The organism is Gordonia rhizosphera NBRC 16068 (genome assembly GCF_000298195.1).
GTDB classification, from domain to species: Bacteria; Actinomycetota; Actinomycetes; order Mycobacteriales; family Mycobacteriaceae; genus Gordonia; species Gordonia rhizosphera.
In genome coordinates, this window is the sequence record NZ_BAHC01000078.1 from 29,041 (window position 1) to 54,128 (window position 25,088).

Here is a 25,088-nt window from a genome sequence, read left to right on the forward strand (position 1 = left end):
CGCTCCCCTTTCGGGAAGCGGGCCGCTTCGCAGAATCTGGTGGAGAACGCCTTACTTGGCCTTCTCCAGCACCTCGACGAGGCGCCAGTGCTTGGTCGCCGACAACGGGCGGGTCTCCATGATCCGCACGCGGTCACCGACGCCGGCATCGCCGTTCTCGTCGTGGGCCTTGACCTTGCTCGTGGTCCGGATGATCTTGCCGTAGAGCGGGTGGCTCTTGCGGTCTTCCAGCTCGACCACGATGGTCTTCTGCATCTTGTCGCTGACGACGTAGCCGATCCGCTCCTTGCGGCTGTTGCGCACCTCAGCTTGGGTTTCGGTCACCTTTTGGTCCTCACTCATGCGTCATCACCCTCCGGCCCGGCCGCGAGGCCCAGCTCACGCTCACGCATGACGGTGTAGATCCGCGCGATCTCGCGACGCACGGTCCGCAGCCGACGATTGTTGTCGAGCTGGCCGGTGGCCATCTGGAACCGAAGGTTGAACAGCTCTTCCTTCGATTCCTTCAGGCGATCGACCAGATCGGCGTCGTTGAGTTCGCGCAGCTCTGCTGCAGCAACTCCCAGTCCCATCAGAACTGCTCCTCTCTGGTCACGATCCTGGTCTTGATCGGGAGCTTGTGCTGCGCGCGACGCAGGGCCTCGCGAGCAATCTCCTCATTGGGGTAGGTCATCTCGAACAGCACGCGACCCGGCTTGACCGGCGCGACCCACCACTCGGGCGAACCCTTACCGGAACCCATGCGGGTTTCGGCCGGCTTCTTGGTCAGCGGACGGTCCGGGAAGATGTTGATCCAGACCTTGCCGCCACGCTTGATGTGCCGGTTGATCGCGATACGAGCGGACTCGATCTGACGGTTGGTGATGTAGGCACCTTCCAGAGCCTGGATACCGTAGTCACCGAACGTCACCTTGGTGCCGCCCTTGGCCTGTCCCTTGAGGCTCGGGTGGTGCTGCTTGCGGTGCTTGACCCGACGGGGGATCAACATGGCCTAGCCCTCCTGCTTCTCTGCACCCGCACCAGCAGCGGCCTCGACCGGAGCGTCGGCCGCGCGAGCGGCATCGGTGCTCGTCGCAGTGGTACCGGAGGCACCGCTGCGTCGGGGCCGGCTGGGACGGCGCGGACGACGATCCTCGGCGGCCGGCGCGGCTGCGGACAGCTCACGACGTCCACCGACGATGTCACCCTTGTAGACCCACACCTTCACGCCGATGCGGCCGAAGGTGGTCTTGGCTTCGTAGAGTCCGTAGTCGATGTCGGCGCGCAGCGTGTGCAGCGGCACGCGACCCTCGCGGTAGAACTCGCTGCGGCTCATCTCGGCGCCGCCCAGGCGACCCGAGCACTGGACCCGGATGCCCTTCACGTTCGGCTGACGCATCGCCGACTGGATCGCCTTGCGCATCGCGCGACGGAACGCCACACGGTTGCTCAGCTGCTCGGCGACACCCTGGGCCACGAGCTGCGCATCGGACTCGGGGTTCTTGACCTCGAGGATGTTCAGCTGGACCTGCTTGCCGGTGAGCTTCTCCAGGTCGCCACGGATCCGGTCGGCCTCGGCGCCGCGGCGGCCGATGACGATGCCCGGGCGGGCGGTGTGGATGTCGACGCGAACCCGGTCACGGGTGCGCTCGATCTCCACCTTGGAGATGCCGGCCCGCTCGAGCCCCTGCGACAGGAGCTTGCGGATCGCGACGTCTTCCTTCACGTACTCCGCGTACTGCTTGTCGGCGTACCACCGCGAGTTCCACCCGGTGGTGATGCCCAGACGGAAGCCGTGCGGGTTGATTTTCTGGCCCACTACTAGGCTCCCTTCTTCTGCTGACGCGAGCGACCGCGACCCGAGGTCGCCTTCTCCGGAAGGCTCTCGACGACGACGGTGATGTGGCTGGTGCGCTTGCGGATGCGGAACGCACGACCCTGCGCACGCGGCTGGAACCGCTTGAGCGTGGGGCCTTCGTCGGCGAAGGCGGTGGCGACGACCAGGGTCCGGCGATCCAGACCGAGGTTGTTCTCCGCGTTCGCGACCGCGCTGGCGAGCACCTTGTACACCGGCTCGGAAGCCGACTGCGGCGCGAACCGCAGGATGTCGAGGGCCTCGTCGACGTTCTTGCCGCGGATCAGGTCGATCACACGACGCGCCTTCATCGGCGTGACGCGAACGAACTTCGCGGTCGCCTTGGCTGTGGGATTATCGGTCTGCGTAGTCATTACCGGCGCTTCGCTTTCCGGTCATCCTTGATGTGACCCTTGAAGGTGCGGGTGGGGGCGAACTCGCCCAGCTTGTGCCCGACCATGTTGTCCGAGACGAACACCGGCACGTGCTTGCGTCCGTCATGGACGGCAAAGGTGTGACCGATGAAATCGGGGATGATGGTCGAACGGCGCGACCAGGTCTTGATGACCTGCTTTGTGCCCTTCTCGTTCTGCACGTCCACCTTCTTCAGGAGATGGTCGTCGACGAACGGGCCCTTCTTGAGGCTACGTGGCATTCTCTTACCTCCTCCTGTTCTTATCGCTTGTTCTTACCGGTGCGACGGCGACGAACGATCAGTTTGTCGCTTGCCTTGTTCTTGCGGGTGCGGCCTTCCGGCTGACCCCACGGGCTGACCGGGTGGCGACCACCCGAGGTCTTGCCCTCGCCACCACCGTGCGGGTGGTCGACCGGGTTCATCACGACACCGCGGACGGTCGGGCGCTTGCCCTTCCAGCGCATACGGCCGGCCTTGCCCCAGTTGATGTTCGACTGCTCGGCGTTGCCGACCTCGCCGACGGTGGCGCGGCAGCGCACATCGACGCGACGGATCTCACCCGAGGGCATACGCAGGGTCGCGTAGGCGCCCTCCTTGCCCAGCAGCTGGATCGAGGCACCCGCGCTGCGGGCCATCTTGGCACCGCCACCCGGACGCAGCTCGACGGCGTGCACCTGGGTACCGGTCGGGATGTTGCGCAGCGGCAGGTTGTTGCCCGGCTTGATGTCGGCGGTCGCGCCGCTCTCCACCACATCGCCCTGGTTCAGTCCCTTGGGCGCGATGATGTAGCGCTTCTCACCGTCGACGTAGTGCAGCAACGCGATCCGCGCGGTGCGGTTCGGGTCGTACTCGATGTGTGCGACCTTGGCGTTGACGCCGTCCTTGTCGTTGCGACGGAAGTCGATCAGCCGGTAGGCACGCTTGTGGCCGCCGCCCTTGTGCCGGGTGGTGATGCGGCCGTGTGCGTTACGGCCGCCACGCCCGTGCAGCGGACGGACCAGCGACTTCTCCGGGTGGTCGCGGGTGACCTCGGCGAAATCCGAGCCACTGGAACCGCGACGGCCGGGGGTCGTCGGCTTGTACTTACGAATAGCCATGAGTTGAAAGTCCCTCTACTCTCGAAGCTCCGGTCAGCCGACCGGGCCCCCGAAGATCTCGATGGGCTTGCTGTCAGCGGACAGCGTCACGATCGCGCGCTTGGTGTCCTTGCGCTTGCCGTAGCCGAAGCGGGTGCGCTTGCGCTTACCCTGCCGATTGGCGGTGTTGACGCTGGTCACCGTGACGTCGAAGATCTTCTCGACCGCGATCTTGATCTGGGTCTTGTTCGAGTCCGGCGCCACCAGGAAGGTGTACACGTTGTCCTCGATCAGTCCGTAGGACTTCTCCGAGATCACCGGCGCCAGGATGATGTCACGCGGGTCAGCCTGCGTAGCCATTCTCACGCCTCCTCTTTCGTATTCGCTGCGATGAACGCGTTGAGCGTCTCGACGCTGAACACCACATCGTCCGAGTCGAGCACGTCGTAGGTGTTGAGCTGATCCGGAGCGATCGGCAGCACGTTGCCCAGGTTGGCGACGCTCTTCCACGCGGTCTCGTCCTCGCGGCCAAGCACCACCAGGAACTTGCGGCGGTCGCTGAGGCTCTCGAGGAACACCCGTGCCGACTTGGTCGACGGGGTCTGCCCGGCCACCAGTTCGGTGATCACGTGGATGCGCTCGTTGCGCGCGCGGTCCGAGAGGGCACCACGCAGGGCGGCGGCCTTCATCTTCTTCGGGGTGCGCTGGCTGTAGTCACGCGGCTGCGGACCGTGCACGGTGCCACCACCGGCGAACTGCGGAGCGCGGGTCGAACCCTGGCGGGCCCGGCCGGTGCCCTTCTGGCGGTACGGCTTCGCGCCGCCACCGCTCACGGCACCGCGGGTCTTGGTCGCGTGGGTGCCCTGGCGGCCGGCGGCCTGCTGGGCCACGACCACCTGGTGCATCAGCGCGATGTTGGCCGGCGCGTCGAACAGCTCGGCGGGCAGGTCAACGGTGCCGTCGGTGCTGCCATCGGCGGCCTTGACGTCCAGCGTCAGCTTTGTCGTGCTCTCAGTGTTCACTGCTTCGGTGCTCATGCCTGTGCACCACCCTTCACTGCGTCGCGGATCACCACGATGCCGCCCTTGCGGCCGGGGATCGCGCCCTTGATCAACAGCAGACCGGCTTCGGCATCCACCTTGTGCACGGTCAGGTTCTGTGTGGTCACGGTGTCGTTACCCATACGACCGGCCATCCGCATGCCCTTGAACACGCGGCCCGGGGTGGCGCAGCCACCGATCGAGCCGGGTGCGCGGTGCACGCGGTGCGCGCCGTGGCTGGCGCCCAGACCGGCGAAGCCGTGGCGCTTCATGACGCCGGCGAAGCCCTTGCCCTTGGAGGTGCCGGTCACGTCGACCTTCGCACCGTCGGCAAAGATCTCCGCGGTCAGCTCCTGGCCGACCTCGAACTCGGAGACGTCCGCGACGCGGATCTCGGTGAGGTGGCGGCGCGGGGTGACCCCGGCCTTGGCGTACTGCCCGGCGACCGGCTTGGTGACCTTGCGCGGGTCGATCGCGCCGTAGGCCAGCTGCACGGCGGTGTAGCCGTCGCGCTCGGCGGTCCGGAGCTGGGTGATGACGTTCGGTCCGGCCTGGATGACCGTCACCGGGACGACACGGTTGTTTTCGTCGAAGACCTGGGTCATGCCGAGCTTGGTGCCCAGAATTCCCCTTGTGGCACTTTGATTACTGCTCGCGCTCTGATTGCTCATGATTTCTCTCGCCCCCCGCCTACTGGATGTTGACGTCGACGCTCGCCGGCAGGTCGATGCGCATCAGCGCGTCGACCGTCTTCGGCGTCGGGTCGAGGATGTCGATGAGTCGTTTGTGGGTGCGCATCTCGAAGTGTTCGCGGCTGTCCTTGTACTTATGCGGCGAACGGATGACGCAATAGACGTTCTTCTCGGTGGGCAACGGCACCGGGCCGACCACCCGTGCCCCGGTACGGGTCACGGTTTCCACGATCTTGCGCGCCGAAGCGTCGATCGCCTCGTGGTCATAGGCCTTGAGCCTGATGCGGATCTTCTGTCCCGCCACGCTGTGTCCTCTTCCGTCAGTTGTTCTCGACAGACAAACACCGCGTGGCCAATGCAGGCCCCGAAGGGCACGCCGGCGCAAATCGCCGCTGGACACATGACCACCCGCGTGAGATTCGGGGATCGACGCTGTTCATCTATCGTTGTACGTTGGCTCGTCACGAGGACGAACCGGTTGTGCTCCGGCACCCGCGGTCGGGCGTGTCGTGGCCATGAACCTGATCCGGCGCATGCGTTACACGCCCTGGCCCGGAATCCGGGGCCTGGGAGTCATTCACCCCACCGGGGCCGCACAGAAGCGCGTCCGCCGGTCAGGGCAACCCGACAAGTATGCACTACTTCGTGGTAGGGATTCAAATCCGGCCCGAGCAGCGCTCGAGCGGCTCGTCGTCGGGCGTTTCACCCAGCGCCTGTCGACCGCGCACTCTAATCTCTCACCTGGGACCCGAGACCCGGCTCGCCAGCCCCGAGCCGACTGGAAGGCCTGGGTATGAGCACGGTCATTCCGCCGCACGCCGACCCGCCGCGGGACAGCACGGTGCTCGACGATCCCGACGCTCCGACCCCGACACCGCGTGCGGCGGCCGTCCTGTCGCCGGTTCCCCGACGACACCTGACCGACGTCACCCTGAAGGTGACGATGGCGCTCACCGGCACGGTTTTCGCCCTGTTCGTGCTGGTCCACATGATCGGCAATCTCAAGGTCTACACCGGCGCCGAGCACTTCGACGCCTATGCGCACTGGCTGCGGACCCTCGCCGAGCCGCTCCTGCCGTACGAGGGTGCGTTGTGGATCTTCCGCCTGGTTCTACTGGCCTGCCTCGTCGCCCACGTCGGCGCATCGGCGCTCCTGATCGCCCGCGCATACCGGGCCAAGGGGCGCTTCCGACGACGCGGTCTCCGGTGGCGACGCTGGCCGGCGATGCTGATGCCCTACACCGGGCTGGTCCTGCTGGCGTTCATCGTGTTCCACATCCTCGACCTCACCGTCGGCGCCGAGCCGGTTGCCAGCGATCAGTTCATCGGCACCACCCCGGACACCTCGCACGCTTACCACAACCTCGTCGAGAGTTTCGAGCGTTGGCCGGTGGCGGTGTTCTACGTGGTCACGATGGTCCTGCTCGGACTGCATCTCGTGCACGGTCTGTGGAGCGTCGTGAACGACCTCGGCATCACCGGGCAACGGGTCCGGCAGGCCGGTGCGGCCCTCGCCGTGGGGCTCGCGGCCGTGGTGATGATCGGCAATATCACCATCCCCGCGGCCGTGCTGACGGGATTGGTGAGCTGACATGACGCACTCCACGCCACCGGCGTCACCCGACCTCGACTCCCTTCGCGGCATCGGCGCCGACCTCGATTCCGGCGTGCCCGACGGCGACCCGGCAACCGCATGGCGGCGTCGACGCGACGGGTATCGTCTGGTCGGTCCGCTCAACCGACACAAGTTCAGCGTCATCGTCGTGGGCACCGGCCTCGCGGGCGCGGGCTGCGCCGCAGCCCTCGGCGAACTCGGCTACGACGTCCACTCCTTCACATTCCACGACGCCCCTCGCCGCGCTCACAGCGTTGCGGCGCAGGGCGGCATCAACGCCGCCCGCGCGCGGAAGGTCGACAACGACTCGATCAGGCGGTTCGTGGTGGACACGGTGAAGGGCGGCGACTTCCGGGCCCGCGAGGCGGACGCGTTCCGGCTGGCCGAGGAGTCGATCCGCGTGATCGATCACCTCAACGCCATCGGCGCCCCGTTCGCACGCGAATACGGCGGCGCGTTGGCCACGCGCAGCTTCGGGGGCGTCCAGGTCTCGCGCACCTACTACACGCGGGGGCAAACCGGTCAGCAGCTTCAGGTGGCCGCCTCGCAGGCACTCCTGCGGCAGGTCGCTGCGGGCACCGTCACGCTGCACACCCGTCACGAGATGCTCGACCTGATCGTCGCCGACGGTCGTGCCCAGGGCGTCGTCGTCCGCGATCTGGTGACCGGACAGATCTCCGCGCAGACCGCCCACGCGGTCGTCCTGGCGACCGGGGGCTATGGCACCGTGTTCTTCCAGTCGACGCTGGCCCGCAACTGCAATGCCACCGCATCGTGGCGAGCGCACCGTCGGGGTGCGTTGCTGGCGTCGCCGTCGTTCATCCAGTTCCACCCGACGGCGCTACCGGTAAGCGCGGAGTGGCAGTCGAAGACCACCCTGATGAGCGAGTCGCTGCGCAACGACGGGCGGATCTGGGTACCGGTGCAACCCGGTGACGACCGCGCCCCGAACGAGATCCCCGAACCGGAGCGCGACTACTACCTGGAGCGCCGCTACCCCGCCTACGGGAACCTCACCCCGCGCGACGTCGCGTCTCGCGCCGCCCGCGAGCGGATCGAGGCCGGTCACGGCGTGGGGCCGCTGCGCAACAGCGTCTACCTCGACTTCGCCGATGCCCTCGGCCGTCTCGGCAAGCCCACCATCGCCGAGCGCTACGGCAACCTCTTCTCGATGTATCACGACGCGACGGGCGAGGACCCGTACGAGGTCCCCATGCGGATCGCGCCGGCGGCCCACTTCACCATGGGCGGTCTCTGGTCGAATTATGACCAGATGACCTCGATACCCGGCCTGTTCGTCGGCGGGGAAGTCGGCTGGGGCTATCACGGGGCGAACCGGCTCGGCGCCAACTCGCTGCTGTCGGCATGTGTCGACGGCTGGTTCACCCTGCCGTACTCGATCCCCGACTATCTGTCGACGCGCCTCGGTGAGGCCCCGCTCGCACAGGACCATCCGGCCGTCGCGGAGACGGCCGCGGCCGTACGTGAGCGCATCACGCACCTGACGTCGATCGGCGGGACGCAGGGTCCCGAACGCTTCCATCGCCGGCTCGGCGAGATCCTGTACCGGGGAAGCGGGGTGTCGCGCAGCGTCGAGTCGCTGACCGCAGCGATCGGCGAGATCCGCGAGTTGTCGCAGGAATTCTGGTCCGACCTGCGGGTGACCGGCTCCGCGGCGTCGTTCAACCAGGAACTCGAGCGGGCCGGCCGGGTGGCCGACTTCCTCGAACTCGCCGAGCTGCTGTGCGTCGACGCCCTCGACCGCGACGAGTCGTGCGGGGCACACTTCCGGGTCGACCATCAGACACCCGACGGGGAGGCCCTGCGCGACGACGACCGCTGGTGCTTCGTCTCGGCCTGGGAGACCACCGCCGACGGATACCGAATCCGGCATCGGGAGCCGTTGTCGTTCAGTGCGGTTCCGCTGCAGACACGCAACTACCGGTGAGGGGTCGGCAGACATGAGGATCACCATCGAGGCCTGGCGACAGTCCGACCACGACGCCGCGGGGAGATTCGAGACCTACACCGTCGACGACGCGACACCGGAGATGTCGCTGCTCGAAGTGCTCGACCGCCTCAACGACCACCTTGTCGAACAGGATGAGGAACCCGTTGCCTTCGACTCGGACTGTCGGGAGGGCGTCTGCGGCGCCTGCGGGATCATGGTGAACGGCCGACCCCACGGACCGGTCCCGAACACGCCGTCGTGCCGACAGCACCTCCGGCACTTCCCCGACGCCGCCCTCCTTCGACTCGAACCACTGCGCGCCAACGCCTTTCCCGTCGTGCGTGACCTGGTCGTGGACCGCTCGGCGCTCGATCGGGTCATCGAGGCCGGCGGCCACGTCGGCATGGACGCCGGTCAGGCGACCGACGCCGACGGCACACTGGTGCCCCACGACAGCAGCGAGACGGCCCTGGACTTCGCGGCATGTATCGGCTGCGGCGCGTGCGTCGCCGCCTGCCCCAACGGCGCCGCCCATCTGTTCGCCGGCGCGAAGCTCGTGCACCTGGCGGAACTGACCTACGGCCGACAGGAACGCGGCCGGCGAGCGCGCGCGATCACCGGCCAGATGGAACACGACTTCGGCCCGTGCTCCACCTACGGCGAGTGCACCGAGGTCTGTCCGGCCGGCATACCCCTCGACGCCGTCGCCGCGGTGAATCGCGAAGCCCTGCGCGCCCGCTTCCGCCGCAAACCCGACTGACCTCCGTCGCCCGGGCCCCACGCCGGCCCCCGCCTCGCCCCGCCTCGTGCGGCTCGCTCCACCCCAGCTCCCCACCCCGTCGATCGTGCCCACCCCATCGTCGACCGTGCGCGCCGCAGCGTCGATCCCAAGACCCCGCCCGGTCGATCGTGCCCCAGAATCCCGTCGAGCGTGTGCTGGCATGCACATTCGACGAATCGGTGTGCACGCTCAACTCGACGGTGCGCACGCTCGACGCACCGGTACGCACGATGGACGCACCCGTGCGCAGGATGGACGATGGGGTGCGCACGATCGACGGGACGGATTTGCCCGCGGCCGATCCTTACCGGGCAGTAAGGTGAACGAGGTGAACGAGGTGAGCGACCTCGGACAGTCCAGCCGCACCTATTCACTGTGGCGCCGCCTGCCCGACAACCTCTTCGGGCAGGTCGTGTTCTCGGCGGGCATGGTGGCGCGGGTCCCCTACTTCGGCACCGTGTTGCCGATCGTCCGGGAGATGCGCCCCGGATACTGCCGCGTCACCGCGCCGAAGTGGTTCGGCGTCCACAATCACCTCGGCACGTTCCACGCAATCGCGGCGTGCAACCTTGCGGAGGCCGCGATGGGGATGGCGATGGAGGCATCCACACCGACGACACACCGGTGGATTCCCAAGGCGATGCACACCCGATACCTGGCCCCGGCGACGACCCGACTGACCGCTGTCGCCGAACTGTCCGGGCCCCTCGACGTCGACGCGATCACCGACGGCACCGACGTCGTCGTCGCCGTCGAAATCCTCGACTCCCACGGGACCGCGGTCGTGCGCTGCGACATAACCACCTGGGTCACCCGGCGACACTGATACCGCCGGCGCACGCCGTCCACTACGCTCGCGGGTCGGCTTTTCCGACAGGACACGCGCGACGCTGCATCGATCACCGACTGGTCATCGAGTACGCCGCAGACGACGTGGATGGGGCACCGCGGGGGCGATGCCCCATAGCTATCGTCGCCGTGCCGGGTTCATGACAGACACCCGCAGAGACACTCGAGAATGTCGAGACACGACGACCCGTTGTCGCCACCACCGGGCGGCTGCGGACGCGGCGGACGCGGCGGCACGATCGGGCGCGAGTTGTCCGGTAGCTGATTCGGTGGCGTGACCTCGGGACGTGAGTTGTCCGGCAGTTGATTCGGTGGTGTGACCTCAGGACGCGTGTTGTCCGGTTGCTGCGGATGCCCTCCGGGCACTTCGATCAACGGCGGCAATGACGGGTCGACGGGGTTCGGGATGAGCACCGGCGGGAGGTCGAAACATCGGGTCGGCGGTGGGCCGTGCTGATGCTGGATGCAGAAGTGACCGTTTCCGGTGACACCGACGATGCACCAGTCGCCGACGCACCCGAAGTTTGTCGCGCGTGTCAGGAAGCGCCGTGTCGCCCCACACCGGCGGCGCGGCGACCGCCAGTGCGGCTGCGAGTCCGGCCAGGATGAGAAGCGCTCTGCGCATCATGTGTCCTCTCGAGCGGGTCCGCTTCATCGTAAGGGCGGGGTTGCGCGAGGTCGCCATTTTCCAGAGATGGCCACGACTCGCCGGGCCGCCTTTCCGACAGGACACGTCCGACGCGCGACACTACGCTGAGGAAATGACGCCCGGGCTCGAGTGCGCCGAAGCCGGCACGGTGGATACCCTCATCCGCCCCGCCGGAACCCGACAGGTGCCCGCCCGACCCGTCCGGCACTCATCCGGCACAGCATCGATCACCGGGTGCCGGGGCATCCGCGTGACTCGACCGACGCCGACGTGATCGACGACCCGTCGCGCGGCGGTGAAGAGGTGGACATGTCGTCCCAGGGAATCGGAGGTTAGGTCATGTGCGGAATCTGCGGGGAAATCCGTTTCGACGGAGGGACTCCGGATGTCAGCGTGGTCAACGAGATGACGTGCGCGATGACCCGCCGCGGTCCCGACGGTTCGGGTATCTTCGCCAAGGGTGCGGTCGCGCTGGGGCATCGCCGCCTGAAGATCATCGATCTGTCCGAGCGGGGCAGCCAGCCGATGGTGGACCCCGAACTCGGCCTCGCGCTGGTGTTCAACGGGTGTATCTACAACCACGAGGAACTGCGGGCCGAACTCGAGGACCGCGGTTACCGGTTCTTCTCCCACGCCGACAGCGAGGTGATCCTCAAGGCATTCCACGCGTGGGGTTCCGAATGCGTCGACCATCTCATCGGCATGTTCGCCTTCGCCGTCGTCGACACCGACACGGGCACGGTCACCATGGCCCGCGATCGCCTCGGCATCAAACCGCTCTATCTCGCCGAGACCCCCGGTCGTCTGCGTTTCGCATCGTCGCTGCAGGCGCTGCTGCGCGGCGGCGACGTCGATACCTCGCTGGACCGTGTCGCGCTGCATCACTACTTCAGCTTCCATTCGGTGGTGCCCGCGCCGCACACCATCTACAACGGCATTCGCAAGCTCCCGCCGGCGACGGTCCGGATCATCACCCCGGACGGCAAGAGCACCGAAAGGCGCTACTGGGCGCCGACATTCGCACCCCATCCGGATCGGCTGGACTGGGACGAGAAGCGCTGGCAGCACGAGATCATCGACTCGTTGCGTACCTCGGTCCGCCGCCGTATGGTCTCCGACGTCCCGGTCGGGGTGCTGCTGTCCGGCGGCGTCGACTCCTCGCTCGTCGTCGCCCTCCTCGCCGAACAGGGGCAGACCGACCTCGCGACCTTCAGCATCGGATTCGATTCCGCCGGTGGTCAATCCGGCGACGAATACGCCTACTCCGATCTCATCGCGGACACGTTCGGCACCGATCACCACAAGATCCACATCGGCACCGACCGGTTGCTGCCCGCGGTCCCCGACACCATCGCGGCCATGGGCGAGCCGATGGTCTCCCACGACTGTGTCGCCTTCTATCTGCTCTCGCAGGAGGTCAGCAAGTCGATCAAGGTGGTGCAGTCCGGCCAGGGGGCCGACGAGATCCTCGGCGGCTACCACTGGTATCCGCCGCTGCAGCACACGCCGCGCGAGGACACCACCAAGGCCTACGCGAGCGTGTTCTTCGACCGTAGTCACGACGAGATCGGTGCGCTGCTCGCGCCGCCCTATCAACTCGACGACGACTACGACCCGAGCTGGGAGTTCGCCCTGGCCCATCAGTCGGCGCCGGGTGCGCGCACCGCGGTCGACGCAGCGCTGCGCCTCGACACGACGATCATGCTCGTCGACGATCCGGTCAAACGCGTTGACACCATGACGATGGCCTGGGGTCTGGAGGCCCGGGTGCCATTCCTCGACCACGAGTTCGTGGAGCTGGCGGCGACCTGTCCCCCGGATCTGAAGATCGCCCACGGTGGGAAGGGTGTGCTCAAGGAGGCGAGCCGGGCCTTGTTGCCGGCCGCCGTGATCGACCGGACCAAGGGGTACTTCCCGGTGCCCGGCATCCGGCATCTCGAGGGCGGTGTCCTCGACCTCGTGACCGACACGCTGCGTTCGTCCGCGGCGGTCGATCGCGGACTCTACCGGCCCGAGGCGCTCGAGAGGCTGTTCGCCGACCCGAACGGCTACCGCACCTCCCTCGAGGTGAACGAGTTGTGGCAGGTTGCGATGCTGGAGATGTGGCTACAGAGTATGGAAGCGCTCACCACCCGGTGAGCGTGTCGAAGACCATCGTCGGCGGCCCCGGAGCAGACGAACCGGGGCCGCTGTCGACGACGCCCACGATCAACTTCGACGATCGTGGCTGGCATACCCACGGTGCATCGGTGTCGCCGGACGGCAGTGCGTTCGCCTACATCGTCGACGACGGCACGGGGTATCCGCGCGCCGCGCAACGTTCGCTGTCGGTCGACGGCGTCGGCGAGTTGCGCTGGGTTCGGCTGCGGTCCACCGGACCGGTCCGGAGGGTGATCCATTCCAAGGACGGCAAGTGGCTGGCGGTGGAGATCGCCCCCAGCGGCGGCGAGCATCACCAGGTGTGGGTCGTCACCACCGACCCCGACGACGACACCGCACACTGGATCGCCGCGACCCGCCCCGACGGGCGCACGTTCGGCACCGTGACCCTGGTCGGCTGGGACACCGACTGGGTGCTCATCACCGCCATCGACATCGACGGCACGGCCCACTCGCTGCGCGTACACCCCAGCACCGGGACGACGATGACCCTCGACGTCCGCGTCGGCGGGGCACTCATCGACTCCTGGAAGGGCGCCACCCTCGTTCGCGTCGGGCCGCGCGGCTATCGGGACATGCTGTTGCTGCGCCGTCGGATCGACACCGACGGCGCCGACGCGGTGGAGATGACCCCGCTCTTGCCCAACGATCCGGGCTCGGTGACCGACCAGGGCTACATCCTCGATCAGGGTTTCGAACACCACTCCTACATCTTCGTCGGGCCACCGCAGGATGCCGAACGTGACCTCGACAGCGTGCAGGCGATCGTCGCCAGCGATTTCGACGCCAAGTTCCCGCGTCTGCTGGGCGTCGAGGTCTCCCGCACGGGTGTCCGATTCCGGGTGCTCGCCCAGCGCGGCGACTGCAGCCTCGACGAGTTCGCGGTCAGCGATGACCAGTCGACCGTCGCTCTGCTGTGGAATGTGTCCGGCCGCAGCGAGTTACAGATCCTCACCCTCCCCGACCAGACCCTGCACGACCCGATCGACCTGCCCGGGGACGTGGCGTCGGAGCTGTCGATCAGCGCGGCCGGGACCCTGGTGGCGGTGACCGTGTCGAGTCCTCAGCATTCACCGCTCGTGCACCTGATCCGGACCAGCACCGGCGAGGTCACCGCGGTGCGCGACGACGTCGTCGCCGGCGAGGGACCGTCGCGATTCCTCGTCTCCGAGACCGTGGAGTTCTCCGCCCGCGACGGAATGCCCCTGTCGGGGCTGCTGTTTCGTGCCCGCCGTGAGGGCCCCGGTCCCACGCTGCTCTACTTCCACGGCGGCCCCGAGGCGCAGACCAGACCCGATTACCATTTCCTGTTCGGTCCGCTCGTCGACGCCGGGATCACCGTCTTCGCACCCAACGTGCGCGGGTCGTCGGGATACGGTCGCCTGTTCTCCCACGCCGACGACCGCTACGGCCGCTATGCCGGGATCGACGACGCCGCCGATTGCGCCGAATATCTGTGTGCGCAAGGCGTCGCCGACCGGGACTCGCTGTACTGCTCGGGACGGTCCTACGGCGGATACCTCACCCTGGCCTGCCTCACCTTCCACCCCGAACTCTTCACCGCCGGGATCGCGATCTGCGGGATGAGCGATCTCGAGTCCTTCTTCCGCAACACCGAGCCGTGGATCGCGGTGGCCGCCCACACCAAGTACGGACACCCCGACTCCGATCGTGAACTGCTTGCCGACCTGTCCCCGATCCACCGGATCGCCGACGTCCGCGCGCCGCTGCTGGTGATCCACGGCGCGCACGACACCAACGTGCCGGTGAGTGAGTCGCAGCAGATGGTCGACGAACTGCGGGCCCGCGGGGCGGTCGCGGAGTTGCTGCTGTTCAGCGACGAAGGACATGAGATCGTCAAGCGGCACAACCAGCAGCGGCTCACCGAGGCCGTGGCGGGCTGGGTCCTCTCCCACCCGAGCAAGTCGGCGATACCTCCTCAGGCGATGGCGTGATGAGCCCCCGGATGGCCGACCAGCTCATCGCGCAGCTCGTCGAGACCCGATCGGACAACGACCGCGCCAACGTGCTCGAGGAGCTGCGACGTCTGATCCTCTCCGGCGGTGCACCGCCGGGTATCCAGATTCCGCCCGCCGAGGTCGCGAACGCCTTCGGTGTGAGCGCGATCCCCGTCCGCGAGGCCCTCAAGACCCTGGTCGGCGAAGGACTGGTGGTCCACCAACGCAACGCGGGCTATCGGGTCAGTCAGCTGTCGACCGACGAACTACGCGAGATCTATTTCGTCCGTGGGACTCTCGAGCAGGCGGCACTGGCGAGGGCCGTCGAACGGATCGACGACGACGGGCTCAACAGGGCCCGCGAGCGCCACCACGACTTGGTTACCGCGGTGAAGTATCACGACCGGAAGGCCTTTCACGACATCTCCCGTGAGTTCCATCGGGAACTCACGACACCGTGCGGAATGCCCCGACTGCTCAACATGTTCGAGAACACCTGGAATCTCACCGAACCATTTCAGGTGATGCGCGCCACCGGTATCGACACCCAGGAAGCCCTCAACGACGACCACGCCGCGCTCCTCGAGGGATTTGCCGCACGCGACGTCGACTCGGTCCTCACGGTCGCCCAGGTCCACCACCGGCGACTCGAGAGTGCGATCATCGAGAATGCCGCCGAACTCGGCGTCCGGCACGACGACTGACGCACCGGCACGGATTTCTCCCGGCCAGGAATATATCTCTCGGTTAATTCTTGGGTAACAAACCGTTCTTAGCGTGATCACATCAGCGTTCCGCCCCGAGGGTCGCTGACCCACCTGAACCGGGAGAGCCCATGTCTGCACCATCTGCCGACGTCGTGACCGCACACGAGAGTGCGGCCGGCGAGAGCGTCATCAAGCTGGGGTATCACCAGCGCCTGACCAATTCCGACCTCGCGCCGCTGAAGGAACAGAAGTGGACGTGGTACAACATCTTCGCGTTCTGGATGTCGGACATCCACAGCGTCGGCGGATATGTCTTCGCGGGTAGCCTCTTCGCCCTCGGGATCGCTGCCTGGCAGGTCCTGGTCGCCCTGGTGGTCGGCATCGTCGCCGTCAACATCCTGTGCAACCTGGTCGCCAAGCCCTCCCAGCTGGCCGGTGTGCCGTATCCGGTCACGACCCGGGTGTCGTTCGGCGTCAAGGGCGCGAATATCCCCGCGATCATCCGCGGCGGTATCGCGGTCGTCTGGTACGGCATCCAAACCTATTTGGCCTCTGTCGCTTTCGGGCTGCTCGCACTGAAGTTCTGGCCGGGCCTCGAACCGTGGGCCGATGTCGATCAGCACGGATTCCTCGGCCTGAGCGTGCTGGGGTGGGCCGGCTTCATCCTGATGTGGGTGCTGCAGGCGTTCGTGTTCTGGAACGGTATGGACACCATCCGCAAGTTCATCGACTTCTGCGGACCCGCGGTCTACGTCGTCATGGTCGCGCTCGCCGCCTACCTGATCGTCAAGGCGGGCTGGAGCAATGTCAGCCTCGACCTGTCGACCGGGCCGGGACTGTCCGGATGGTCCTCGATCACGCAGATGATCAGCGCGTTCGCCCTGGTGGTCTCCTACTTCTCCGGCCCGATGCTCAACTTCGGTGACTTCTCCCGCTACGGAAAGTCGTTCGCGGAGGTCAAGAAGGGCAACTTCTGGGGTCTGCCCGTCAACTTCCTGTTCTTCTCGCTGCTCGTGGTGTGCACGGTGTCCGCCGGTGCGACCGTGATCGGCACCGACGACGACGGCAACATCATCACCGATCCGGTCCACATCGTCGACCGCATCGACAACACCACCGCGGCGGTCCTCGGTGTGCTCACGTTCGCGATCGCGACCATCGGCATCAACATCGTGGCGAATTTCGTCTCCCCCGCCTTCGACTTCTCGAACGTCGCGCCGACGAAGATCTCGTGGCGGACCGGCGGCATGATCGCCGCGGTCGGATCGGTGCTCATCACCCCGTGGAACCTGTTCAACAACCCCACCGCGATCCATTACACGATGGACACGCTCGGCGCGGTGATCGGCCCGCTGTTCGGCATCCTCATCATCGACTTCTACGTCATCAAGAAGCAGAAGATCGAGGTCGACGACCTGTTCAGCATGGACCCGGGCAAGTCGTACTCCTACCGGAACGGCTGGAACCCGGTCGCGGTGATCTCGGTGATCGTGGCGTCGATCCTGCCGATCAGCTTCGTCATCTGGGGCACCGCCTATCAGGCCAGCTTCACCTGGTTCATGGGTGCCGGGGCCGGCGCCGTCGTCTACTGGCTGGGCATGCGGTTCGCGCCGACCAGCTTCATCTACGAGACCGGCGAGGTGCCGGCCGTGCTGCCGACCGCCAAGGACGGCAAGCTGGAACCGTCGGCTCTGTAGGACGTTGTGACTGTCGAGACGACGCGCATCTGCGTCATCAATCCCAACACTGCGGCGGCGATGACCGAGCTCATCGCCGCCGCGGCGCGGGCGGTGGCACCGCCCAGGACCGAGATCGTCGCGGTCACCAACCCGATGGGGCCGGAGTCGATCGAGAGCCACTACGACGAGGCGCTCGCCGCACCGGGCCTGCTCTCGGTGATCACCGAGATGGAACGCACCGACCCCGCCGACGGCTACCTCATCGCGTGCTTCGGCGATCCGGGGCTCGACGCCGCCCGCGAGGTCGCGACCGCACCGGTCATCGGCATCGCCGAAGCCGCCTTCCACGTCGCGTCAATGCTCGGTCGGGGGTTCTCGGTGGTCACCACCCTGTCACGGACGATCGGCCGAGCCGCGGATCTGGTGGGCCACTACGGGTTCTCGCGCCAGTGCCGCGGAATCCACGCCACCGAGATCCCGGTCCTGGACCTCGAGACCAACCCGCTGACCGGCTCGATTCTCACCGACGCGTGTCGGGAGGCCTTGCGCACCGACGGGTCCGACGCGATCGTCCTCGGGTGCGCCGGCATGGCCGACCTGACGGCAGAGGTCGGCCACGCCATCGGCGCCCCCGTCATCGACGGTGTGGCCGCCGGTGTCGGACTGCTGGCCGGGATGGCCGCGATGGGGCTGCGTACCGGCACTGCTTCGGGCGAGTTCGCCACACCGCGCACCAAGCTGTACACCGGGCTGCCAACCAATTTCGGCCTCGGCTGAGAATCGCCCGCAACGAGTCGGCGCAGGAGGCCGCGTCTTCGCGTCGGCCACAGGGCAAGAGCGCTAGGGTGAGATCCACTCGAAAGGTGGAAACATGAGCGTGCTCATTCCGACCAGCCAGCGCCGAACCCTCGATGAGCTCACCGACCGCCTGGATCTCACGATCGGTGACGGGCGCGCCAAGCGCTCGGGGTTCTGGATCATGCTGGTCCTGTCGGGCGTCATCGCCGTCTCCGGCATCATCTCCAACAGCACCGCCACGGTGATCGGCGCGATGATCATCGCTCCGCTGTCCACCCCCATCCTCGGCATCGGACTTGGCATCGTCACCGGGCGCGTATCCCTGATATGGCGCAGTGTCGCCCTGGTCGTTGCCGGACTCGTGGTCGTGGTCTTTCTCGGCTGGGTGGTGGCCGCGATCCTGCCGAACACGACGAGCATCCTGACCAACCCCCAGGTCACCGGGCGGACATCGCCGACGCTGATGGACCTGCTCGCTGCGGTCGCCACCGGCTTCGCGGGTGCGATCGCGGTGTGCCGGCGCGATGTGGGGGATATCCTGCCGGGCGTCGCGATCGCGATCTCCCTGGTCCCCCCGCTCGGGGTGGTCGGCGTCTGTCTGGGCTCGGATGCACCGTCGCTGGCGCTGGGCGCGTTCATCCTCTTCGCGTCGAACGTCATCGCGATGGTCATCACCGCCGTGATCGTGCTCGCGATCGCGCGCTACACCCAATCCGACGAAGCGGCCGAGGCCCGTGCCCCCCGGCGTCGGAGCACCTACATCATCCTCGCGGTCGCGCTGTTCGTCGTGATGGTGCCCATGGTCGGCAACTCGCTGTCCTCGCTGTGGGCCCAGCAGATCTCCGAGGCCACCCAACAGTGGCTCAGCGATGCCGGTGAGACGAATGCCGAGGTGACCAACGTCAAGTACACCGGCAACACGGTCAACATCTCCGTCCTGGCACCACAGCAACTCCCGCCGACCGACGACTTGCAGAAGACCGTCGACGACCTGGTACCCGGTAACCCGGATGTGCAGATCATCCACACCTACGGCGGTTTGATCACGCCGAACTGACGGCCGTGCCCGACCTCACAGCTCTCCGATGACGGCCGCGCCTGACGTGCTCCGACGGTCGGCCGAAGGGCTCGGATCCACCCGACAAAAGACCCTTATCGACCGCGCGCACCCCGACCACCGGCCGGGAGGTCGCGCGAGCACAGTACGCTGGGTGCTGCTCGTGGTGGCCGCCCACCGGCACCTATCGCCATGCGCCACGCCGGGCAGCCCAGCCAGTGGACGAACAGTGAGGAATCCGTGCCTGACAACCGCCGCAAACCGATCGTTGACCCACGTGCAGCGGAGAAGCGCCGCTCACTCTGGACCAAGATCGGCGCCGCCGTGGTCCTGGTCGCCCTGGCGGTCGGTATCGGTATCTGGGTCGTGGTCTCCAACGAGTCGTCCACCGGGTCGTCGAACGAGCTCACGGTCGCGACCGACGGCGCCTTCCGGGTCACCGCCGCCCCCGCAGGGACGACACCGCCGGTGACGGTCACCATCGTCGAGGACTTCCAGTGCCCGGCATGCCGGGCGTTCGAGGCGCAGTTCGCCGGGACCATCGAACAGCTGCGGGCCAACCCCGACGTCGCCGTCGACTACAAGCCCATCGCCTTCCTCGACAACATGTCGACGACCGAGTACTCCTCGCGCGCAGCGAACGCGTCGGCCTGCGTCGCCGAGGCCACCGCCGGCGACGGTGACTTCAGCACCTGGCTGAAGTTCCACGACGCCCTCTACGCGCAGCAGCCCGCCGAGGGCGGTTCGGGTCTGACCGACGACCAGCTGAACAGCATCGCCAAGCAGGCGGGCGCCGAGAACGTGGGCCAGTGCATCGCCGACGGCCAGTTCCGTGACTACGTCGCCAACACCACCCAGACCGTCCTCGGTTCCGGCGTCAACTCCACACCGACCATCCTCATCAACGGCGAGCAGTACCAGCTGTCCACCCCCGACGCGCTGCTACAGGCCGTCAACCAGGCGGCAACGAAGTAGCCGTCTCTCGACCGCACACCGATCACGAGGCATCACCATGAGCACGACCCCGACCGCCGACGTCAACGAGCAACCCTCGACCCCTGACGACAGCGCGCCCCACGACACCACCCCCGCCGACCGCGGCGGACTGTTCGACCGCGTCGACGTCACACGTGGCACCGGGCTGGCGGTCCTCATCGCCGGCACGATCGGCCTGATCGCGTCGGCGACGCTGTCGATCGAGCGGTTCCATCTGTTCACCGACCCGAACTACACCCCGAGCTGCAGCATCAACCCGATCATCTCGTGTGGGTCGGTCATGGTGACCAAGCAGGCCGCGATCTTCGGGTTCCCCAACCCGCTGATCGGAATCGCGGCGTTCTCGGTCATCGTGGTGACCGGGGTGCTGGCCACCGCCCGGGTGGCGCTGCCCCGCTGGTACTGGCTCGGGCAGGCGCTGGGCACCACAGCCGGTTTCGTGATGATCAACTGGCTGGCATTCCAGGCGCTCTACCGGATTCACGCACTGTGTCTGTACTGCATCGTGGTGTGGATCGTCACCCCGATCATCCTCATCATCAGCATCGGCCGGCTGTTTGCCGACTCCGATCGTGCCCGTGAGGTCAGGTCGTGGATGTGGGTGCTGCTGCCGGTGTGGTACGCGGTCGTGATCGTCGCGATCGGTGTCGAGTTCTGGGACTACTGGTCGACTCTGATCTGACCGCGTGGACGCGCTGATCTGGAAGGGAACGCTCAGCCGGAGACGTTGAGGTTGGCGATCACCCGGGTCGGTTCGATCCACACCACCAGCTCTCCCGGCACCCCGTTGCGCGCGCCGAACTCATCGGCGCGATCGGCTCCCATGTAGCGGGCACCGCACAGCGTCGCCACCCGTCGCACCTCGTCCAGGTCGTCGCCGGCCACCGCCCGCCCCTGGATCTGCACGAACCCGTACGGCGGGTGCGGATCGTCGACGCTCAGCGTTACCCGGGCATCGCGTGCGATGGCGTGGGCCTTCGCGGTGGACTCGCCGGTGTTGAAGGCGATCCGGTCGCCGTCGAGGACGAACCAGATCGGCGCGACGAGCGGGCGGCCGTCGGCGGCGAGATAGCCGAGATGACCGGTCCGGGTGCCGCCGCCGAGATGGGTACGGATCGCGGGGTCGTCGAGTGATGCAGCCACGGCATCGACCTTAGTGGTCCTGTTCGGCACCACTTAGTGACTACCCAGCGGTGAGCAGGTCCCCGATCCGGCACGCCGCCATCATGATGGTTGCGTGAGGACCGCTGCGACCCGGTGAAGGCAGGATCGAGCCGTCCACGATGCGCAGCCCGCGCACCCCCTCGACCACCCCCTCGCGGGTCGGTCCGCGATCCCATCGGCATGCTGCCCCAGGCGTGCTGGGAGGTTCGGATCACCGGGTCCACGGTCACCGACCGTTCGTCGACGAGGTCACCGAACTCCGACGATCCGAGCATCCCGACCACCGCGGCGACACCGTTCGCCATCCGATCGGCGACATCTGCCGCGACCACACTCAGATCGACCTCCGCACCGGTCGCGCCGAGCCGGACCGTACCGGGGGTTCCCGGACGCATCGCGGCCACGCCGACCGCCGGCCCGACGGGGGCGAGCCCGTCGATGTAGTCGGCCAGGTCCGCGCTGTAGCAGCGGATCTCCAGGTCGTCGTCGGTGTGGACCACACTCTGCAGAAGGGCGGTCCTCGAGCCGCGTGCGCGGGTTCGGTAGTGAACGAGCACCTCCCGGTGCTCCACCACGGTCAGTACATCCCCGGCGATTACGGTGTCGAGCCCGGAGCGCAGCAGGATCGCCGCGGTCCCCAGCGTGCCCGCGCACAACACGACCTCGCCGCAGTCGACCACGTCGTCACCGAGCCGCACGCCCGACACGACGCGTCCGGACGTCACGACCCCGTCGACCTGCTCGGCGGCGCGGATGACGAGGTTGGGTCGGCGCGCGGCGGGGCGCAGGTAGGCCTCGGCCGCGGTCATGCGCAGCATGCCGGCACGGTTGGAGCGCACCCGGTTGACCCCGACGATGGGCCACGGATCGTCGGGCGGGCGGATCGGCATCCGCTGCCCCCAGTAAGCCTCGAAACGGAGCGCGGCGTCGGACAGCTCGTCGTCGCCGAACGCGGACACCCCCATGGTGCCGCCGGGACGATCGAGTTCGTCGTAGGCGGTCGCGACCTCGTCGAGGCCCCAACCGGTCGGCCAGTCCGCGAAGTCGTCGGCGTGCCAGCGCAGGAAGTAGCCGCCGTTGACCGCCGACGAACCGCCGAACCCGCTGCCCCGCACGACCCCGAGCCCGGTCGCCTCCGGGTGATGCACGGCGTAAGCCGAGTCGGCGGTGATGGGTAGCGTCCGCAGATCCCGGACGGCATCCGACGGCCACCGCGCCGGTCCACGCTCGAGGAGCAACACCGACCGCGCCGGGTCGCGGGACAACCGCTCGGCGAGCACACATCCCGCACTGCCCGCACCGACGACGACGACGTCGGCCGTGCGCGGCAGACCGCCGTGCCCCATGTCCACGCCCGGCCCGTGTCTACTTGGTCAGCACCGGCCGCAGCGCCCCGAGGTCGCGGTGGGCCAATGCGCCCTGCCACAGCCCGGCGCCGTAGGCCAGATCGTCCAGGCGCCGGAACAGCGTGTAGGTCAGCGGCCCCATCGCCGGGGTGGCCGAGGGCTCGAGGACGACCTGCCGCACCCACGACACGATGCCCTCACCCACCGCTATCTCGATCGCGGTGCGCCGGAACCGGGCGGAGAAGCACGCCAGCACCACCGCGACCGGCCAGTAGTGGCGGCACACCGCACCTGCGGCCTGCAGGACTCCGAATCCTACGGCGCGCCCGGTCATCTGGGTCGCCACGATGGGCGCGCCGGGTAGCTCACCGAGTCGCCGGCGCAACCGCATGGCGATCTGGCCGATGACGATCATCGCCACCGCAAGCCCGATCCGCGTACGGGTGAGCAGGGCGATCACGGCCACCGCCATGGGGATCGACATGACCACCGGTGCGGCGGACCCGCCGTGACGGTCGGCCAGATAGGAGGCCCCGGTGCCGTAGTAGCGGCGCCGGTCGAGCACCGAGCGGACGTCGGTCCGGTGATCGTGTGAGACCTCGGCCACCGGGTCGTAGCGGATGCGCCAGCCCGCCTTATGGGTGCGCCAGCACAGGTCGACGTCCTCGGCGACCCGCAGCTCTTCGTCGAATCCGTCGAAGGCGCTGCGGCGCACGATCATCGCCGCGCTGGGCACATAGGGCACGCGGGAGCCGGGGACGACCGCGCACTCCTCGGGGCCCATGTCGAGCGAGGAGTAGCCATTCTCGTAGCGCTCGGCGATGGAGGCGCCGCGGTCGGCTCGGCTCAGGCCGACGATGCGTGGCGCCACGATCGCGACGGCCGGATCGGAGAAGTGGCCGAGCAACATGGTCAGCCAGTCGGCCGGTGGCACGACGTCGGAGTCGAGGAAGGCGACGAAGTCGGTGGTGGCCGCCGCGGCACCGGCGTTGCGGGCGGCAGCCGGGCCGCGGTTCTCGTCGAATCTGATCAGCGCGACGTCGGCGCCGTGGACCTGGATTGGTTCGGGGGACCCGTCGTCGACGATGACCGTCTTCGTCCCCGCCAGGGCGAGCAGCAGGCGGTCGACTCCCCGTTGATTCCCGCGCACCGGGACGACGACTGTCACGTCATCGGGACGCGGCCCGAACATGGGGCGCGGGTGCGCGATCCCGGTGTCGAGCAGTTTGCGGGCCAGCGCGCGGGTGGCCGGATCGCAGACCTCGATCCGTCCGTCGGCCGAGGTCATACCCAGCGCGGCATCCGACATCCGCAAGAGCCGGGTCGGCGACCCGCCGACCAGATAGCGGAGGTCGCGTTTGCGGGCGCAGCGCATGTCGATCTGCACCTGGAAGCCGTCGGGCAGCGAATCGTCGGCAGCCGCCGGGGCCTGCGCGCGGCCCTCGAGTGCGGTCATCGCAGCCACCCCTGACCATCCACCGTCCAGGTGCGCACGGCATCGGCGAGCGTCGTGACCAGCGTGTCGGTCAGCTCCGCGCCGTGTTCGGCGGTCGCGCCCGACGGGTCACCGAGGACACCGTTGGCACTGACCGCCGCGACCCCGCCGGCGCGCATCGGTTCGAGCAGCGTCGCAATGGGTGCCACATTGCCCGCCTCGGCCGCTGACAGACTCACGTCGTCGGGCGAAAAGTGAAGCAGCACCGATGTTTCCGTGATACCGGCGTGCGCGTCGCCACCCCGGGTCGCGCACGGGAACCAGGCGACGTCACGGCCCTCGTAGCGCAGTCGTCCGACCGCCGACACCAACGACGTCGCATTGCCGCCGTGCCCGTTGACGAACACCAGCCGGTCGGCCCAGCGGCAGGCGCTGCGACCGTACTCGAGCAGCAGCAGATGCAGGGCCTCGTGCCCGAGCGAGATGGTGCCCGGGAACCCCTCGTGTTCCCCGCTGGCCCCGTAGTTGAGCGCCGGGGCCGCCAGCACCAGTGGGGCGGGGGCACCGTCGGTGTCGTGCGCCGGGTCGTCGGCCAGCAGGTCGGCCGCGCGGGTGGCGACCACCGATGCGATGCGGGTGTCGGTGTCGAGGGGCAGATGGGGTCCGTGTTGCTCGGTGGCGCCCAGCGGAACGAGCAAGGTCACCGACCGATCGGACAACTGCGGCCAGCACAACTCCCCCAGCGCGGCCCGACGTTCCATTCGTCCAACTCTAGCGACGCAGATGAGGTGTGTTAACCGGGACGGCTCTTTTCATCCACTCGACGGAAGCAGCCCTGAGCCGGGTTGGGCCCCGACTGTACGAGCGATCGATCGGTTGTGGGATG

General features: G+C 67.7%; 26 protein-coding genes and 1 pseudogene. 12 read left to right on the forward strand and 15 right to left on the reverse strand.

Annotated elements, in window-relative coordinates; all coding sequences use genetic code 11:
- Positions 1-51 precede the first annotated feature (51 nt).
- Genes rpsQ through rpsJ form a run of 11 tightly spaced genes read right to left on the reverse strand, consistent with a single transcriptional unit; the run spans position 52 to position 5,361 of the window.
- Complete coding sequence (gene rpsQ / locus GORHZ_RS09385) at positions 52-342, reverse strand: 30S ribosomal protein S17 (RefSeq protein ID WP_006332367.1); 291 nt, start codon at positions 340-342, stop codon at positions 52-54.
- On the reverse strand, positions 339-572 hold the full coding sequence (gene rpmC / locus GORHZ_RS09390; RefSeq protein ID WP_006332369.1) for a 50S ribosomal protein L29: 234 nt from the start codon (positions 570-572) through the stop codon (positions 339-341). The genes rpsQ and rpmC overlap by 4 nt, the downstream gene beginning before the upstream one ends.
- A complete protein-coding gene (gene rplP / locus GORHZ_RS09395) occupies positions 572-988 on the reverse strand; it encodes a 50S ribosomal protein L16 (RefSeq protein WP_004020548.1) in 417 nt (138 codons plus the stop codon). Before rplP ends, rpmC begins: the two co-directional genes overlap by 1 nt.
- 3 nt (positions 989-991) lie before the next feature.
- On the reverse strand, positions 992-1,798 hold the full coding sequence (gene rpsC, locus GORHZ_RS09400; RefSeq protein ID WP_006332373.1) for a 30S ribosomal protein S3: 807 nt from the start codon (positions 1,796-1,798) through the stop codon (positions 992-994).
- Positions 1,799-1,800: 2 nt separating this feature from the next.
- Positions 1,801-2,208 (reverse strand): 50S ribosomal protein L22, encoded by a 408-nt coding sequence (rplV, locus tag GORHZ_RS09405; protein WP_006332374.1) that lies wholly within the window; start codon positions 2,206-2,208, stop codon positions 1,801-1,803.
- Entirely contained in the window at positions 2,208-2,489 is a 282-nt protein-coding gene (rpsS, locus tag GORHZ_RS09410) for a 30S ribosomal protein S19 (RefSeq protein ID WP_006332376.1), read from the reverse strand. Before rpsS ends, rplV begins: the two co-directional genes overlap by 1 nt.
- Positions 2,490-2,509: 20 nt before the next feature.
- Positions 2,510-3,346, reverse strand: coding sequence for a 50S ribosomal protein L2 (gene rplB, locus GORHZ_RS09415; RefSeq protein ID WP_006332378.1), 837 nt, complete (start codon positions 3,344-3,346; stop codon positions 2,510-2,512).
- A 33-nt stretch (positions 3,347-3,379) separates the two neighbouring features.
- Complete coding sequence (rplW, locus tag GORHZ_RS09420) at positions 3,380-3,685, reverse strand: 50S ribosomal protein L23 (RefSeq protein ID WP_006332380.1); 306 nt, start codon at positions 3,683-3,685, stop codon at positions 3,380-3,382.
- A gap of 2 nt (positions 3,686-3,687) precedes the next feature.
- Positions 3,688-4,347 carry a 50S ribosomal protein L4 gene (gene rplD, locus GORHZ_RS09425; RefSeq protein ID WP_040531011.1) on the reverse strand — a complete coding sequence of 220 codons (660 nt, stop codon included), beginning with the start codon at positions 4,345-4,347 and terminating at the stop codon, positions 3,688-3,690.
- 11 nt (positions 4,348-4,358) lie between these two features.
- Positions 4,359-5,036, reverse strand: a complete 678-nt coding sequence (gene rplC, locus GORHZ_RS09430; RefSeq protein ID WP_006332384.1) for a 50S ribosomal protein L3 — start codon at positions 5,034-5,036, stop codon at positions 4,359-4,361.
- A 19-nt stretch (positions 5,037-5,055) separates the two neighbouring features.
- Positions 5,056-5,361, reverse strand: coding sequence for a 30S ribosomal protein S10 (gene rpsJ, locus GORHZ_RS09435; protein WP_003938093.1), 306 nt, complete (start codon positions 5,359-5,361; stop codon positions 5,056-5,058).
- Between the two features lie 489 nt (positions 5,362-5,850).
- Between rpsJ and GORHZ_RS09440 the strand changes: the two genes are divergently transcribed.
- From GORHZ_RS09440 to GORHZ_RS09505, 12 genes are all read left to right on the forward strand, one after another.
- Positions 5,851-6,648: a succinate dehydrogenase cytochrome b subunit gene (locus GORHZ_RS09440; RefSeq protein WP_006332425.1), complete on the forward strand. Its 798-nt coding sequence runs from the start codon at positions 5,851-5,853 to the stop codon at positions 6,646-6,648.
- 1 nt (position 6,649) lies between these two features.
- Entirely contained in the window at positions 6,650-8,620 is a 1,971-nt protein-coding gene (locus GORHZ_RS09445; protein ID WP_006332427.1) for a fumarate reductase/succinate dehydrogenase flavoprotein subunit, read from the forward strand.
- Between the two features lie 13 nt (positions 8,621-8,633).
- Complete coding sequence (locus GORHZ_RS09450) at positions 8,634-9,383, forward strand: succinate dehydrogenase/fumarate reductase iron-sulfur subunit (RefSeq protein ID WP_006332429.1); 750 nt, start codon at positions 8,634-8,636, stop codon at positions 9,381-9,383.
- Positions 9,384-9,732: 349 nt separating this feature from the next.
- Positions 9,733-10,230 carry a hotdog fold domain-containing protein gene (locus tag GORHZ_RS09460; RefSeq protein WP_006332431.1) on the forward strand — a complete coding sequence of 166 codons (498 nt, stop codon included), beginning with the start codon at positions 9,733-9,735 and terminating at the stop codon, positions 10,228-10,230.
- A 1,011-nt stretch (positions 10,231-11,241) separates the two neighbouring features.
- Entirely contained in the window at positions 11,242-13,041 is a 1,800-nt protein-coding gene (locus GORHZ_RS09470; RefSeq protein WP_006332436.1) for an N-acetylglutaminylglutamine amidotransferase, read from the forward strand.
- 14 nt (positions 13,042-13,055) lie between these two features.
- Positions 13,056-15,017, forward strand: a complete 1,962-nt coding sequence (locus GORHZ_RS09475) for a S9 family peptidase (RefSeq protein WP_051998819.1) — start codon at positions 13,056-13,058, stop codon at positions 15,015-15,017.
- 11 nt (positions 15,018-15,028) lie between these two features.
- Entirely contained in the window at positions 15,029-15,724 is a 696-nt protein-coding gene (locus GORHZ_RS09480; RefSeq protein WP_006332442.1) for a GntR family transcriptional regulator, read from the forward strand.
- Between the two features lie 131 nt (positions 15,725-15,855).
- Positions 15,856-17,424 (forward strand): NCS1 family nucleobase:cation symporter-1, encoded by a 1,569-nt coding sequence (locus GORHZ_RS09485; RefSeq protein ID WP_006332443.1) that lies wholly within the window; start codon positions 15,856-15,858, stop codon positions 17,422-17,424.
- Positions 17,425-17,430: 6 nt separating this feature from the next.
- Positions 17,431-18,183, forward strand: coding sequence for an aspartate/glutamate racemase family protein (locus GORHZ_RS09490; protein WP_006332444.1), 753 nt, complete (start codon positions 17,431-17,433; stop codon positions 18,181-18,183).
- A gap of 94 nt (positions 18,184-18,277) precedes the next feature.
- Positions 18,278-19,261, forward strand: coding sequence for a TIGR00341 family protein (locus tag GORHZ_RS09495; protein ID WP_006332445.1), 984 nt, complete (start codon positions 18,278-18,280; stop codon positions 19,259-19,261).
- 240 nt (positions 19,262-19,501) lie between these two features.
- Complete coding sequence (locus GORHZ_RS09500) at positions 19,502-20,236, forward strand: DsbA family protein (RefSeq protein WP_040531045.1); 735 nt, start codon at positions 19,502-19,504, stop codon at positions 20,234-20,236.
- A 37-nt stretch (positions 20,237-20,273) separates the two neighbouring features.
- Positions 20,274-20,939, forward strand: coding sequence for a vitamin K epoxide reductase family protein (locus GORHZ_RS09505; protein WP_006332447.1), 666 nt, complete (start codon positions 20,274-20,276; stop codon positions 20,937-20,939).
- Positions 20,940-20,971: 32 nt separating this feature from the next.
- On the opposite strand, the gene GORHZ_RS09510 is transcribed toward GORHZ_RS09505, so the two are convergent.
- The 4 genes and pseudogenes from GORHZ_RS09510 to mftE all read right to left on the reverse strand — a co-directional run bounded on the left by GORHZ_RS09510 (position 20,972) and on the right by mftE (position 24,963).
- Positions 20,972-21,400: a PPOX class F420-dependent oxidoreductase gene (locus GORHZ_RS09510; RefSeq protein ID WP_040531016.1), complete on the reverse strand. Its 429-nt coding sequence runs from the start codon at positions 21,398-21,400 to the stop codon at positions 20,972-20,974.
- Positions 21,401-21,440: 40 nt separating this feature from the next.
- Positions 21,441-22,767, reverse strand: a pseudogene (mftG, locus tag GORHZ_RS09515) (mycofactocin system GMC family oxidoreductase MftG).
- A 19-nt stretch (positions 22,768-22,786) separates the two neighbouring features.
- Positions 22,787-24,223 carry a mycofactocin biosynthesis glycosyltransferase MftF gene (gene mftF / locus GORHZ_RS09520; RefSeq protein WP_006332451.1) on the reverse strand — a complete coding sequence of 479 codons (1,437 nt, stop codon included), beginning with the start codon at positions 24,221-24,223 and terminating at the stop codon, positions 22,787-22,789.
- Positions 24,220-24,963, reverse strand: coding sequence for a mycofactocin biosynthesis peptidyl-dipeptidase MftE (gene mftE, locus GORHZ_RS09525; RefSeq protein WP_006332452.1), 744 nt, complete (start codon positions 24,961-24,963; stop codon positions 24,220-24,222). Before mftE ends, mftF begins: the two co-directional genes overlap by 4 nt.
- Positions 24,964-25,088: the final 125 nt, after the last annotated feature.

Bases quoted from the DNA above. Each gene is read 5' to 3' on its own strand.
- rplB (WP_006332378.1), bottom strand. From the start codon at position 3,346: ATGGCTATTCGTAAGTACAAGCCGACGACCCCCGGCCGTCGCGGTTCC.
- rplV (WP_006332374.1), bottom strand. From the start codon at position 2,208: ATGACTACGCAGACCGATAATCCCACAGCCAAGGCGACCGCGAAGTTC.
- rplC (WP_006332384.1), bottom strand. From the start codon at position 5,036: ATGAGCAATCAGAGCGCGAGCAGTAATCAAAGTGCCACAAGGGGAATT.
- mftE (WP_006332452.1), bottom strand. From the start codon at position 24,963: ATGGAACGTCGGGCCGCGCTGGGGGAGTTGTGCTGGCCGCAGTTGTCC.
- GORHZ_RS09445 (WP_006332427.1), top strand. From the start codon at position 6,650: ATGACGCACTCCACGCCACCGGCGTCACCCGACCTCGACTCCCTTCGC.
- rplW (WP_006332380.1), bottom strand. From the start codon at position 3,685: ATGGCTACGCAGGCTGACCCGCGTGACATCATCCTGGCGCCGGTGATC.
- rplP (WP_004020548.1), bottom strand. From the start codon at position 988: ATGTTGATCCCCCGTCGGGTCAAGCACCGCAAGCAGCACCACCCGAGC.
- GORHZ_RS09470 (WP_006332436.1), top strand. From the start codon at position 11,242: ATGTGCGGAATCTGCGGGGAAATCCGTTTCGACGGAGGGACTCCGGAT.
- rpsQ (WP_006332367.1), bottom strand. From the start codon at position 342: ATGAGTGAGGACCAAAAGGTGACCGAAACCCAAGCTGAGGTGCGCAAC.
- GORHZ_RS09505 (WP_006332447.1), top strand. From the start codon at position 20,274: ATGAGCACGACCCCGACCGCCGACGTCAACGAGCAACCCTCGACCCCT.
- GORHZ_RS09440 (WP_006332425.1), top strand. From the start codon at position 5,851: ATGAGCACGGTCATTCCGCCGCACGCCGACCCGCCGCGGGACAGCACG.
- rpsS (WP_006332376.1), bottom strand. From the start codon at position 2,489: ATGCCACGTAGCCTCAAGAAGGGCCCGTTCGTCGACGACCATCTCCTG.
- GORHZ_RS09495 (WP_006332445.1), top strand. From the start codon at position 18,278: ATGAGCGTGCTCATTCCGACCAGCCAGCGCCGAACCCTCGATGAGCTC.
- GORHZ_RS09450 (WP_006332429.1), top strand. From the start codon at position 8,634: ATGAGGATCACCATCGAGGCCTGGCGACAGTCCGACCACGACGCCGCG.
- GORHZ_RS09480 (WP_006332442.1), top strand. From the start codon at position 15,029: ATGGCCGACCAGCTCATCGCGCAGCTCGTCGAGACCCGATCGGACAAC.
- rpmC (WP_006332369.1), bottom strand. From the start codon at position 572: ATGGGACTGGGAGTTGCTGCAGCAGAGCTGCGCGAACTCAACGACGCC.
- GORHZ_RS09485 (WP_006332443.1), top strand. From the start codon at position 15,856: ATGTCTGCACCATCTGCCGACGTCGTGACCGCACACGAGAGTGCGGCC.
- mftF (WP_006332451.1), bottom strand. From the start codon at position 24,223: ATGACCGCACTCGAGGGCCGCGCGCAGGCCCCGGCGGCTGCCGACGAT.